Origin of the sequence: Paenibacillus planticolens, from assembly GCF_013141725.1 — a bacterium.
GTDB classification, from domain to species: Bacteria; Bacillota; Bacilli; order Paenibacillales; family NBRC-103111; genus Paenibacillus_E; species Paenibacillus_E planticolens.
This window is the reverse complement of record NZ_WHNZ01000074.1, coordinates 19,515-33,909: the sequence shown is the minus strand read 5'-3', so window position 1 is coordinate 33,909 and position 14,395 is coordinate 19,515. Positions and strand designations below refer to the sequence as shown.

Below are 14,395 nucleotides of genomic sequence, written 5' to 3'. Positions count from 1 at the left end.
GGTGAATCTATGGAAAAAGGAGATAGGGGATAAGTACATAGATCTTCGTACCCTTCCCTATTAAACTCTCAATTTGAATCCCATAATCAGATCCATACATGAAGCGGATACGACTATGCACATTGATTAATCCAATGCCTCCATTCGAATGTGCTTGCGACGTATCCGCAAGTCTTTCTCGAAGTATCTGCAACGACTCCTCAGGAATGCCGGCACCATTGTCTGAAATGATCATTTGTACGCCTAAATCGACACCTGTAATCTCAATGCGTATGTCCGTAGGCGCGTTGCTTTTCTCAACAACATGCCGGATCGAATTTTCGACAAGAGGCTGCAGCGTAAATTTAGGTGCATAATACAGTTCCATTCCGGGGCTAACGTCAATATCGTATGAACATCTGCTTCCATACCGCAATTGCTGGATATAGAGATAATCGGATACATGCTTAATCTCATCTCCAATCTGTACGATATCCCCTCTCTTTGCAGCAAACCGGAGCATTCTGCTTAAAGCGGAAATCATGCTTGTCGCCTTTTCCTGATCCTCTCCTTCAATAACCATTTGGATAGATTCCAGCGTATTGTAGAGAAAGTGCGGGGAGATTTGATTTTGTAAGGCTGCTAATTCCGCTTCCCTTTGGCGGATTTCTACCTGATACACCTTTTGAACCAGCTCTTGAATGCGCTGAACCATATGATTAAAGCTGTATCCGAGCTCCCCGATTTCATCTTTTTGATGGATCGGGAAAGAAACATCGAAATTCCCCTTCTCTACTTTCCGCATGAGCCGCTGCAGCGTTCGAATGGGACTTGTCACCGTTTGGGAGACAAAGGCGGAAACGATCACGACGACGATCAAACAAATGGAAAAAACGGCTATCGTCACATTGCGGATCCAGATGGTTTCTTTGGTTAATTCCTTTATGGGATTAATCGTGACCAAGGTCCAATCCGTATAATTGGAATGATTAGCGCTGACGAGCATTCGCGTATGATTGACTTCCCTCACAACCGTACCGTTCTCTAGGGGCAAAGCGGAGGACTCCCATGTGCTTTTTCCAATTAAATTTTTATCGTTATGATAGACGATTTGGCCCAACTTGTTTGTAATAAACAGCATGCCGTTGGTTGAAAACGGAATCTGATCGCATATTTTGGAAATCTCGCTTAGATTGACAATGAGCAGCACCGTACAAAGCGGATTCATGTTATCCGCATCGTAAATTTGTTTATAAATCGAAATGTAGTTCGGATTATCTTGAAAAACCAGCTTTTGCTGACCCGGAGGTAGAAACCATGGCTTGCCTTGAAGATCCATTTCTTGTTGAAATGGATTTTTTTCTTGTAAAAAAGCACTCCCCACATAACTAAGTCGCGAGCTTGAAAATACGCGTTTGCCCGATTGCACGAAAACAGCGATGACATCTTGATGCCTGCCGTTGACGATGTTGTTTGCCAGATACGATTGCACAAAAAAAGCATCTTGTTCGCTGGATGAAGTGGAGCCCGACTGTTTCTTCCGTAATATAGCCATGACTTCATTCGATCTGGCGATAACGTCAGGCGCTGCGTACAGCTCCGACATATACTTATCCATATTGAAATTGGACTGCGTTAAAAGCGCAGGCACATATCCGCCTACATTTTTTTCGATCGACTCGACATACTGTTGATAAGAAAAATACCCCAAGAACAAAAGAGGGAAGGATACGAGAGTCAGATAGGTGATAAATAATTTCGTGCGAAATTTTATCGTCATCTTCTTCATCCAACCTTCCACCTGCTTCCGAGTGAGACTTTGATAAGGGAACTTTTAAGCGCCTTTGCTAACGGATGGCTTAATCCATTTACCCATGGATGCGAACTTACGAAAACCCATTGCATGCTGAATTAATAAAACGAGGATCAGAATGCTGCCTTGAATCACATCTTTAATAAATGGAGCCACATTCATAAGATTCAAGCCGTTGGATAGAATCGCAAAAATGCAGCATCCCAGAATCGTTCCGATCATTTTCCCTTTGCCTCCGGAAAGTACGGTCCCGCCAAGCACAACGGCGGATATGCTCTGCATCAAATATATAGATCCCATATCGGCTCGTGCCGTGGCAACCCGGGATGTCATAATAATCGCTACGATTCCAGCCAGTACGGCCGCTATCACATAGACCCCTATTAACACTTTGGTTACCGGGATACCGGAGAATTTAGCCGACTTCTCGCTGCTCCCAATCGCATAAACGGATCGTCCCCAGGGTGTGTATGCCATGATGAACCCCATTATGAGAATTAATACAATCAAAATGATGGACTGTACAGGAATTCCAACCACCGTTCCTTGTCCCCATATATAAAAAGATTCCGAAAATCCGGAAAATGCCTTGCCTTTACTCAAAACGAGCGCAATACCGTTGAAGAACGTCATCGTGGCTAGCGTAACCAGGATCGGCGAGATTTTTAATTTTGCTACAAAAAATCCGTTAAATAATCCGCAGCATACCGCTGCCACGAGTACAAGCGGAATAACGACGATAACCGGCAGGCCTTTATTGAGAAAATAACCGGTAACTACAGCGAGAAGTCCGACTAGACTCCCTAATGACAGATCAATCCCTGCCGTTAGAATAATCAGTGTCATCCCTAATGACAATATCCCCAATTCGGCCAGCTGCACCGTCACCGACAATAAATTGTCCACGGTCAGAAACACATCGCTTTGCAAACCCATATAGACAAGAAGAGCAAGCAGCAGGAAGAAAAGCAGCATTTCATTCGTAAACCAGTTCATTTGCTTCATGCCCTGGCCCTCCTCATCGATTTCATTTTGCGGTTAAGCACATCTACCGAAATGGCCAACAATATGACCAGGCCTACAACAACATTCTGCCAATACGTTTCAACATGAGCCAATACCAGCGCGTTATTGATCAATCCAAGGAACAGTACGCCTAGTACAGTTCCAAGCACCGAGCCGCTTCCTCCCATAATGTTAACGCCCCCAACGACTACCGCTGCGATGATGCTTAACTCAAATCCAACTGCCGCATTAGGCTGAACACTGCCTTGTATGGCCCCATAAACGACAGAGGCAACTCCACAGACAAGCCCCATATACATATACACAAAAATTTGCAATCTTTTGACGCGAATACCGATCCGAACGGCGGATTCCTCATTTCCGCCAAAGGCATAAACTTGCCTGCCGATTCTCGTGTATCGCAACAGCAATCCGCTGATGAAGGCAATTCCTAAGAAAATAAGAAAAGACAGCGGCAATCCCAAAACCTTCTGCGCATTGATATTGCTGTACCATGCCGGGAAGCCGACAATCCATTCTCCATTCGTAACTTGCAGAATAGATCCGCGGAAGATCCCCATCGTTCCTAACGTGACGATGATTGCGGGGATTTTCCCGTAAACAATAAATAAGGAATTCAGCAAGCCCAGAGCGAGCCCGCAAGCTGCACCAAGTAGAAATGCAACATACACGTTAGCTCCCGTCGAGATGACATATTTGGCTACAATGACAGATGACACGGCTAAGATGGCGGCGACGGAAACGTCGATCCCTCCTGTTAGAATGACGATCGTCATCCCTACGGCCATAATGCCGAGAACGGAATTCGTGATCAGGATATTCGTGATATTACTGGAGGTCAAAAAATTCGGCGTGATCATCGTCATAATGAGTGTGACTAGAATCAGCAGTAGTGCAACTCCGAATTCTCTACTCGTAAGCAATCGCTTCATCCTGCTGTCACCTCATCTTTAGCCCCTTGTTCTCCTCTGCTGATTCCCGGCACGGCAAGCTTCATGACGGCAGCTTGCGTAGCTTGGTTAGCGTCCAACTCGCCGGCAAGCCTCCCTTCGCACATGACCAGAATCCGATCGCTCATAGAGAGAATCTCGGGCAATTCCGAGGAAATCAGAATCACCCCCATACCATTTTGCACCATTTCATTGACTGCTTTATATATTTCAGCTTTCGCTCCGATATCAACGCCATTGGTGGGCTCATCCAGAATAAGAACCGACGGATTGGTCGCAATCCATTTGGCAAGGACGACTTTTTGTTGGTTCCCTCCGCTTAGCTTAGCGACTTGAATGTGTGGGAAGGGGGGCCGAATCGATAATTTTTGAATATAGTTTTCCGTAATAGAACGCTCCTCTTTGGGCTGCAGCAGCCATCTAAAGCGGGCAATCCTTCGCATTATACTAAGCGTCGTGTTGTGCGCCATGGACAATTTCATCGCTAAACCTTGAATTTGTCTGCTTTCCGGCACTAAAGCCAATCCCGACTGGATGCATGCGCTCACCGACTTCAGATCAATGCGCGTGCCTTTCATGGATACCGTTCCTTGATCCGGGGGATTCAAACCGAATATCGATTCGGCCAATTCGCTTCTTCCCGCACCCACTAAGCCTGTAATGCCGACAACTTCCCCAGCCTTTACCGTAAAGCTAATATTCTCGAATTGCCCCGCTTTGCTCAAATGATTAACATGCAGCAAATCTTCTCCGATGTGAACGGGCATTTTGGCATATAAATTCGTTAATTTGCGGCCGACCATGAATTCCACAAGAGCCTCCTGCGTGAACTCACTCAGCGAGCCTGATGTGATATATTGTCCGTCCCTTAGCACCGTAGCCGTGTCACAGAGTCTATAGATTTCATCGAATTTATGACCGATAAATAAGATCGCAATGCCATCACGCTTTAATTCCATCGCTGCCTGAAATAAATAGCCGACTTCCATTCGAGACAGAGAGGAGGTCGGTTCATCCATAATCAACAGCTTGCAATCGCTGACCAAGGCCCGCGCTATCGCAATCAACTGCTGTTTGCCTACGGATAATTCCGACAGCTTGGCATTCAGATCAAGTTTTATGCCTAAGCGGTCCAAAGCGGTTTGTGCCGTTGCATGCATTTTCTTCCAAGAGATAATGGATGTGCTCCCATCGTCGCTTTCGCCTAAAGCGATGTTTTCCGCAACGGTTAAATTAGGAAACAAGCTCAGATCTTGATAGATCACAGTGATACCTAACTTTCTAGCTTGCGTTGGACTTTGGATGGCGATTTCCTTGCCTTCAATTCTAATTTTGCCGTGATCCGGTTGAATGACCCCTGCCAGCACTTTAATCAACGTGGATTTTCCCGCTCCGTTCTCTCCGACGATTGCGTGAACTTCCCCTTTTCTGACTTGCAACGATACGCGATCTAATGCTTTCACCCCAGGATATTGTTTGGTGATCGCATCCAACTCCAACCATAATGAGTTTGTCACACTAGGCACCCCTTTCTATCAAAATAATGGCAGAATCCCTAACCTCTAACGATTAGGGATTCCTTGTCTAATACGTTAACTTAGAAGTCGTATTGGTCCACGTTATCTTTGGTGAAATCGGTCGGTTGTCCCATGATGAGAACTTTCCCCTGTACCGACACTTTGCCTACATTTGGAATGTCTTGTCCGTCTGTCAACGTTTTCCCATCCAGCATATCCTTGGCTGCAGCGACGGTTAAGTAACCAAGTTTTTTCGGACTCCACAGTGTAGCCATTTGAGCGGAATTATCCTTCAAATATGGTTTCATCAAGTTCGGCGTAGACAAGCCAACGACTTTAATTTGACCGTTCTTGTTCGCCTTTTTCACAGCCTCGGCAGCGCCCGGAACGGCAGCCGAGCTGTTCCCGATGATTCCTTTCAGATTCGGATACGCAGAGATCAGATTTTGCGCTTGTGTCAGCGCTTTTTGTTGGTCGTCATCGCACGGTACGACGGAGGCCAGCTTCATTTTCGGATACTTTTCAGCCGCTTGTTTTTTCATATAATCCATCCAAGTATTCAAGTTGCCGGCTGTCAGTGACCCCGTAATGATGGCAAACTCGCCTTCTTCTCCCATTTGCTGCGCAAGCGTATCCATAATATGTCTGCCTAACGCTTCATCGCTGGTTTGACTGACGAACAGATCCCGCGAATCTTCTTGCGCATCCGCATCCCAAGTTAATACTTTAATGCCTGCCGCTTGCGCTTTCTTGAGCACCGGAGCAATCGCCGTAGGATCGTTGGCCGAAACTGCGATGGCATCCACCTTTTTCGTAATCAAGTCTTGGATAAAAGTCGACTGTTGGGCGGCATCCGCTTGCGTTGGGCCTGTGTAAATCACTTTGATTCCCAGATCCTTCCCGGCTTGTTCAGCTCCTGCTTGTGCGGAGTTAAAGTAAGGAATGCCTACAAGCTTAGGGACTACAGCAACCGTGAACTCCTTTTTGGCTGTCGTGGTCGCAGCAGGTTTGTTGTCAGCGGAAGGGGAATTGGTCGTCGTTACGGGAGAGCTCCCTCCGCTGGAACATCCAGCAATGATTGTCATAGCAAGAAAACTACACAGAACCGTACCGAGCATTTTTTTGGATTGCAACATTTTTCGTTTCCTCCCTTTAGTGTCTAGCACATCTTATTTACAACTTAATCTTAATAGAGGCGGAGGCGCTTATATAGATATCCTTTTTTTAGATTACGGTTACATTCTTTGGCTCTTCAATAAAAATGACCCGCCTCATGACACTTGTGCAAGGACGGGTCGATCGTTATTTCAGTTGGTTTTCCCTGTAATCGGTTGGTGTGCTTCCAAAGTGCTCTTTAAATAGCTTGGTAAAATATTTCGGATTTTGATAGCCGACTTTATTGGCGATCTCATTTAATTTTAATACTCTGTCCTTCAACAGCTCCCGCGCTTTTTCCATCCGTATGCGAGTTACATAATTCAAGAAGTTTTCTCCGGTTTGGATCTTAAATAAATTGCTGAAATAAGAGGGGTTCAAATAGATTTCACCCGCGACAACGCTTAGCGTTAACTCATCAGCCAAGTGCTGCTCGATGTAGGCTTTCGCCTTTTCAACAGGTTCTCTTTCGCTTAGAAAACGTAAACTTTTTAACTTCCCGGCGATGAGCAGCAGAAAATGCAGCAATTCTTCCTTTAGCTCCAACACATCGGAAGATACCTGCATTTTCCTCCAAGTATTCTCGATATAACTCGTCGACATGAGTTTCCCCGTATCGCGATCCTCCAGCCGTATTTCATCAATTAAAATCGTAGCCCGCAGCATCAAGGAAAGCACAATGGCAGGCAAATCTCCTGAAAATAAAGCATTTTTCTTCCAAACAGCAAATAAATCGTCTACGATAGTTCGGATAACGGCTTCATCAAATAGGCGCACCACGCTAAAAAGCTTGCTTTCAAGCTCCGACAGGCGCAAAGCTGTACTTTTGGATTCCTGCAAATGTACGGAACTATCATTGGGTTGCTTTTCAAGCCAATGACATTTGCCGCCGCCTTCAAACAGTCTGCGCTGCAGCGACGCTCTGGCTTCTGCTGCAGCCTGTCCAATGGTCGATATATCCTCCAGTACATTGCTCACACCTAAACTCACAGAAACAGGGATATATTGCCTAAAAGCCTCTTGAAGCTTCGCCGTAAGCTCTTCGCAGATTAGATTTATTTCCGAAGAGGAGGTTTCATCGGTATCCATGTCACTCTCCTGCTCGTCCTGTTTAATAGTGTTGACCAGGATCCACCCCCAACCGTCTAAACCGTTCCAAGAGTGCAGAGCGATAGCGGACGCTGCGCTTCCTTCAAATTCACCGCATATATCTCGAATAATTCCATTCCTGGCATATTCAAATAATTCATAATCCCTTATCGAATACGAATCTATTCTTTGGACGCGGTCAATTGAGGTCGCAATAAGTCGATAGCGGCATAAAGGATTAAGAATTCCTTGCCATTCCTGTCTGTGAGGAGGTCTGCTTGCATATAGGACAGAATTCAAAAAGTTTCCGAGCTGAGAATCAACCAACTTCTGGGACTTGTCGTCAAGATCTTGCTGTAAAAACTGCTTTCTTCGGTAGGTAGTTACCAGCTCCATCATATTATGCAATTGCTCACGAAACTGTTTTCGGTCAATCGGCTTTAAAATGTAATCGCTTGCACCAAGTTTTAAAGCGCTTCGGGCATATTCAAATTCCTCATACCCGCTAATCACCATACTGAACACATGCGGACGAATGCGCTTAACCTCAGTCAAAAGCTCCAATCCGTCCATTTCGGGCATTCGTATATCGGTGATAATGAAATCAATCTCCGTTATTTCCAAGGAAATTAATGCTTCCTTGGCCGAGGAGCAGGTGCCTATGACCTGAAAAGACATCCCAGCCTGTTCGACCAGCCTCGCAATGCCGTTGCGAATTAATTCTTCATCATCCACAATTAACACACGTATAGGAACCACTTTAAACATCCTTCCTGTTTATTTGGATGGTTTTGTTATATACGGAATGCGTACTGTGATTATTGTCCCTTCCCTTTCCATGCTTGCAACAGTCACGCCATAATCGACCCCATACAACAGTTGTATCCGGCTATGTACATTTAATAATCCGATACCATGCTTTTGATCGGGGAGCTGTTCACCTTGGAGTATGACTTGGAGCCTGCTCAGTGTATCACACGGTATTCCTTGCCCGTTATCTTGAACCGAAAATTGAATACTTTCAGAATACTTCGTGATTGTGATTTTAATCTGAGTTGGCGAATTCGTTTTCTCGACAACATGGCGAATCGCATTTTCAACAAGGGGCTGTAAAATGAATTTGGGAGCAAAGAATGGATGAATGCCCGGGTCCATCTCAATCTCATACTGACATCGTTGGCCGTATCGCATTTTTTGAATATAAAGATAATCGGTAATATGCTTGACCTCATCGCCAATGTTTACAACATCGCCTCTTCTTGCTGCGAATCTCAGCATATGGCATAAGGCGGAAATCATATTGGAAGCCCTTACACTATCGTCTAACTCAATGACCATTTGGATTGACTCCAACGTATTATATAAAAAGTGAGGACTGATCTGGCTTTGCAAGGCAGCCAACTCGGCTTCCTTTTGTCTGATTTCTACTTGATAGACCCTTTGTACAAGCTCCTGAATCCGTTCTACCATGTGATTAAAACTATTTCCCAATTCACCGATTTCATCCGTTTGATGAACAGGAAACGAAACACGGAAGTTACCCTTCTCGACTTCCCGCATCAGCAGCTGCAGCGAGCGAATCGGACTGGTCACCGTTTGGGAGAAAAAGAAAGATATGAGAACGGATACAATTAAACATATCGAGAAGATCGCTATCGTAAAATTACGAATCCCTATTGTTTCCCTCGTCAGTTCCTTTACAGGATTAATTGTTGCCAGCGTCCAGTTGGTATAATCAGATACGTCGGCGCTAACCATCACTCTCTCCCTATTGATTTTCAATTCGGAAGTGCCTTTAGAAAGCGATATTTCAGGCGTACCTATTTTGCCGATGAACTGGCTGTCGTTATTATATACCGTCTGTCCTACTTCATTATTAAGCAGAACCATCCCATTGTTTGCAAGCGGAATCCGATTGCATATTTTGGATATTTCATCCAAACTGACGATGAGCAGCACCGTGCAAAGTGGATTCATATTTTCCGCATCATACAATTGCTTGTATATGGAAATAAACGGTTGATTATTCTCGAACACGAGCTTCAGTCTTTCCGGAGGAACAAACAACAGCTTGCCTTGTAAATCCATTTCTTGCTGAAACGGATTTTTTTCTTGTAGAAACGCGCTTCCTTGAAAGTTCAATCGAGAGCTTGAAAACACCCGGTTCTTCGACTGAATAAACACAGCAATGACATCTTGGTGCCCGCCATTCACAATGTTATTGGCCAAATACGATTGAACTGTAAACGCTTCCTGTTCCATGACGGAAATTTTGTCCTGATCCTTTTTCCGGAGGATCGCCATAACTTCGCCCGATCTTGTGACGACATCCGGAATGGATACGAGTTCTGACAAATACTTATCGATATTTGCGTTTGCCTGGTTTAAAATCGCAGGTACGTATTCACCAACATTTTTTTCAATCGATTTCTCATATTGGCGATACGACAAATAACCTAGTACAAACAGGGGCAAAGAAACTAATAGCAGGTACGTGATAAATAGCTTTGTCCTAAACCTGACCTGCAGTCTTCTCATTGTCGCACTCCTTGTCCAAATATAGAATCTGTCCTCAGAATATGCAGTGAATCTATCTATTCGTCAGAAGGAACAATTTTCCTGCGTTTCCAAAGGATCAAAACCCGAAACGGGATAAAGTTGTTGTCATGATTCCGTGACAACAACCTTATCCCGTTAATCGTGTTTACTCAAACATTTTAGCCGCCACAAAAGCAAGGTCCTTAATGTCAATCACGTTGTCGCCATTCACGTCCGCCTTCTTCGCCTGTTCCCAATCCGGGCTGGTTGAATCTTTGCCGTAATAAGCTGCCACGATGGCCAAATCGCCGATCGTCACTTTCATATCGTTGTTCAGGTCGCCGGGAATGCCGGGAATCGGAGCTATGATGGCGATGCTAAAGCTTGAAGCAGCAGCTTGCGCTTCTTCGCCTTGCGCATCTCCAAGAACCGCCTTCGACACGGTGATGGTTCCCGTCGTGTTTTGTTCCAAAGCCTTCGCTTTGAACGTCAGCTCCACAACTTGCGCATTGCCGCTAACCGCATGGGCGATGCCTTGACTGACAAGGATCAATCTTAACTTACCCGAAGACTGCTTAACCGTCTCCATAATGGAGACTCCATCGATCAGCGACTTGGCAGAAACGAAATCCATCGTATTGGCGTCATATTCAATGGAGATATCTTGTGCCAATGCCGCTTGTGTCACGTTTTTCAAACCGAAAGCAACGTTGAACGGCTCTCCGGCCGCTACCGTACTGCCTCCTGTAAGCTCTGTCGAAAGCACCGCCTGCGAAGCCGCGATGTTGACCGTTACCGTAGCTGTATTCGATTGCGTTATACCGTCGCTTACGCGGAACGTGAACGTATCTGTACCGGTCTCTCCCGACGCAGGCGTATACGTAAATGCTCCTGTTGCAGCATTCGTTACAACTGCCGTTCCTTTCATACCATTGGCTGCGATGGAATACGTTAGGTCATCCTCATCCGCATCGCTAGCGCTGAGCGTACCCGAGACCGGCGTATTCTCTGTAGTCGATACCTGCGTATCTGCCGCTAGCGGGGCATGGTTTTCAGGACTGCTTAAAGTGATCTCAAGAACAGGTCGGTAAGCGGTAGTTACATGCTCCCTGGATGCGTAAGAAATGTCGCCTTTCGAGCCTTGATTCGACGTAGAGGCAATCAACAGCGACATTTTCTTATCGGCCGCAATCGCTCCATTCACTTGATTCGTCACATCAAACTTGATGGGACTATAAGTTGTTGTAGCCGCCCAAGTCGCAAAAGGCGCACCTCCCGCAGGCTTATTGTTCCAGTTGACCGCTGTCTCGCCCCAGCTGTTATCGCTCACTAGCTGAGCCTGATTCGTTGTGCCTGCCATACTAACGCCAACAGGAACGAGCGTAACTTTGGCACTCTCGATGGTTCCTGGAATCGAAGCAAGATTGAATCTTAAGTACGATTGTCGGGCATATCCTGCAGCATCCTGCTTGGTCACCAAACTATCTGCGGTTCCATAGTTCGTTCCGGCATATGTGCCGTCTCGGACATAAGCATCTGCTTCAGGCAACAGCGTAACGATTGGAACCGGTGCGGCGGACAACTCGTTCGAAGTACCGCTTCCTCCGGCCGCATTGTAGGCTGTTACGGCAAAATAATATGTTTTCCCGGTTTTCAGACCCGTGACCGCAAATTGATTCGTGAAGCTCACATCTCTAACCTCGACCGTTTGGGTGTACACTCCGGGAGACGTGCCGTACTTTACTCGGTATCCGGCTGCTCCTTGTACTCCGCTCCAAGTCAACATGACTTGCGACGCTCCGCCTTCTGCTCTTGCCAATACAGGCGTGTCGGGCTTAGAAGCCGCCACCAAATTGAACTTGGCTTCAAACGTGCTGCCGAATGCTCCGCTTGTATTCACCGCCATCTTGATGGTCGGACTGAACTGGGTCACCGTAATCCCGGGATCAAGGGAAACAACGCCGGTTGCGCTGCGGTTAATTTCAAGCTGAATTGTTCCCGTGTTCGCTTTCGTCGGATCGGAAATGCCGATATGGAGCTGCCCGTTCGTTTCAAGCGTTGTGACCGACGCTTTTTGGCTGCTTGTGAGGAGAGGTTCATTGTTCGCGTACACGGTTTTGGTCACATCATTCCAGAAGTTAGCTCCTACTGCATGCAGGGTGGTATCCATGACCGCATGCGCATCCCCTGAATTCTCGAGAATTTGAATATCCGGGTTTGCCGCATAGTTCGCTGTTGCAGCCGCGTCTTTGCCTGGCAGCACGACATAGGCATAAGAAGCATTCACAGGCGACTTGCCATGATTGAACGCCAGGCTCAAGAATGGATTCGTCACTTGATCCGTGCTTCCTCCCGTATTTACCTGCTTCCATGTGCCTGTTCTGGATTCCCGCAGGCCGGTTATGGTTGCAGTGCCAGGGAAATAGTAGCCGATATTGGAACCCGAAACATTCCCGGCCAAAGATGCCCAATGCACATTGTTCATTTGTTCCGACCATCCGGCCCCGATTGGCTTCGTCACGCCGTCTACAGTCAACGGGTTGTCGCCATTTTCATTCAGCTTACGGTTCTCAACAATGGTTTCAACCGTGCGTACGGCATCTGTGCTCGCAATTCCGGAACCGAGGGCGACGATTTGATCTCCGAGCATGAACCACGATTTTTTACCTTGCAAAGGACTTCCCGTATTTTGGGACAGCGAAAACTGCATCCCTGCAGAACCGTAAATTTGATCGACGGCAGAGCCTCCCACCCACGTGTTCGGGTTTGAATAGTTTTTCCAGTCCACCGGTGTTCCGCTGCCGGAACCGTCCGTTGTCGTACCCGGAAGACGGTACATATTGACCGTAGCCCAGTAATTGCCGCTATACTGCTTCAAGTCGTTGTTGTACAGTGTCGTCATGCCGACCCCCGTGTACCAACCCTTAATATTTTCACCATTGCCATATTCAAAGGCGGAAACACGTGGCGAAAACATGCTGATTCCAAGCCCGAAATTTTCACGAAGCTGGGAAATGCGGTCCATGCCCGGAAATTGGTATTGACCTACCAGCTTGCCTTGAGGAGCGATCGAAGGGTCACTCATCAGCCTTTTGCCGAGGATCATTTCGAACATGCCCGCTCCTGTGTAATAGTTCGCGAACGTTGTATCGGTTGAAATCCATTCCTTGACCATCCGCTTGATCTTTGTCGCTTGTTCGGGCGGTGCTCCTTCTGCCAGACGAAGCATGCTGAGGATGATGGATCGTCCCGTCGTATGATCATTCCCGCTTTGCCGCGATATTCCCCGTCCTTTCAAGTTGTCCATGCTTGCACCCATATAAATAAGCGGTTTGTAAGATTCCTCTACCCATCGGTATACATTGGCCACATTCGGGTCCGTAATCCTCCATGAAGATCCGCTCAATAAATAAAGCAGATCCGCCATTCTTCCGAGCAGCACATCTCCGTACCCGCCTGTATAGGCAACATAAGTATGCTGAATAAAAGAGCCGTCCTCGTAAAAGCCATCTCCGCTTTTCACATATAGAAAAGCGGGGCTCATTGAATCCCTGCCCAGTGTAATTTTGGTGCTCGATTTGCCGATCACGCCGCGTAGAGCGACAACATAGGCTTTATCAAGCAAATTCGCGCCTGTTTCCACCACCGAACTCACCGTTCGAATGCCGGGGTTAGGCACAAATCGGTCAATAGTCCGCATGTAATTATCAATCTGCGTCTGCGTCAAATCATCATACATGAGCACCAGCGTGCTGTTGACGAGCTGAGGGGTTCCGATTTCCCAGTCCCACCAATTGTCATATTCGCTTTTGGATTCTTTGTACCGGTTGGCATACGCCCAGTCCAAACCGCTGATAATATCGTTTTTGAGGCTTGCATTATGATAGAAAGGGGAGCCAATCGTCGCATAAGCAATGGCCATTTGATTCAATCGGGTATAATGCGAAGAAACCTCGGCGGATTTCGTCGTACTTTGCAAATCTGCCCATAAAAAAGTTCGGTTCGCCGCTTTGTTCATCGTATCCCAGTACCCGGTCAGATTGGTATTGCTCACCAAATCGCTCTTAAATGCGATGTTCGCAGAGATATCCGGATCATTCGGATCGTAGGCGTCTCCGCCTGTAAAATAAGTGAACATTTTACCGCGAAGCACATCGTATTCGTCTACAGGATTGGAAGCCCCTAATGCAATTGCGGGAGACTGGGGCAATACAGAGATCATGACGAGCAGAGTCAGCACTAGGTGAATCGTTAATCTTTTTGCAAATGGATGCTTGGATGTACCCTTCTTTTGTCTCATTAGTACCTCCTTAAGGTTGATTCTGACT

The 14,395-nt window shown here is 46.6% G+C and carries 8 protein-coding genes; all 8 read right to left on the bottom strand.

Features of this window, described 5'->3' with window-relative positions:
- Nucleotides 1-7: 7 nt before the first annotated feature.
- Nucleotides 8-1,768, bottom strand: coding sequence for a sensor histidine kinase (locus GC097_RS29045; RefSeq protein WP_171686765.1), 1,761 nt, complete (start codon nt 1,766-1,768; stop codon nt 8-10).
- A gap of 45 nt (nt 1,769-1,813) precedes the next feature.
- On the bottom strand, nt 1,814-2,797 hold the full coding sequence (locus tag GC097_RS29040) for an ABC transporter permease (protein ID WP_171686764.1): 984 nt from the start codon (nt 2,795-2,797) through the stop codon (nt 1,814-1,816).
- The gene (locus tag GC097_RS29035; protein WP_171686763.1) at nt 2,794-3,750 is read right to left on the bottom strand and encodes an ABC transporter permease; all 957 of its coding nucleotides are present in this window, start codon (nt 3,748-3,750) and stop codon (nt 2,794-2,796) included. Before GC097_RS29035 ends, GC097_RS29040 begins: the two co-directional genes overlap by 4 nt.
- Nucleotides 3,747-5,285, bottom strand: a complete 1,539-nt coding sequence (locus tag GC097_RS29030; protein WP_312875745.1) for a sugar ABC transporter ATP-binding protein — start codon at nt 5,283-5,285, stop codon at nt 3,747-3,749. Before GC097_RS29030 ends, GC097_RS29035 begins: the two co-directional genes overlap by 4 nt.
- 80 nt (nt 5,286-5,365) lie before the next feature.
- Complete coding sequence (locus tag GC097_RS29025) at nt 5,366-6,421, bottom strand: autoinducer 2 ABC transporter substrate-binding protein (RefSeq protein WP_171686762.1); 1,056 nt, start codon at nt 6,419-6,421, stop codon at nt 5,366-5,368.
- A 166-nt stretch (nt 6,422-6,587) separates the two neighbouring features.
- Nucleotides 6,588-8,288, bottom strand: coding sequence for a response regulator transcription factor (locus GC097_RS29020; protein WP_171686761.1), 1,701 nt, complete (start codon nt 8,286-8,288; stop codon nt 6,588-6,590).
- Nucleotides 8,289-8,306: 18 nt separating this feature from the next.
- Complete coding sequence (locus GC097_RS29015; protein ID WP_171686760.1) at nt 8,307-10,067, bottom strand: sensor histidine kinase; 1,761 nt, start codon at nt 10,065-10,067, stop codon at nt 8,307-8,309.
- Between the two features lie 166 nt (nt 10,068-10,233).
- The gene (locus GC097_RS29010) at nt 10,234-14,367 is read right to left on the bottom strand and encodes a polysaccharide lyase family 8 super-sandwich domain-containing protein (RefSeq protein WP_171686759.1); all 4,134 of its coding nucleotides are present in this window, start codon (nt 14,365-14,367) and stop codon (nt 10,234-10,236) included.
- Nucleotides 14,368-14,395 lie beyond the last annotated feature (28 nt).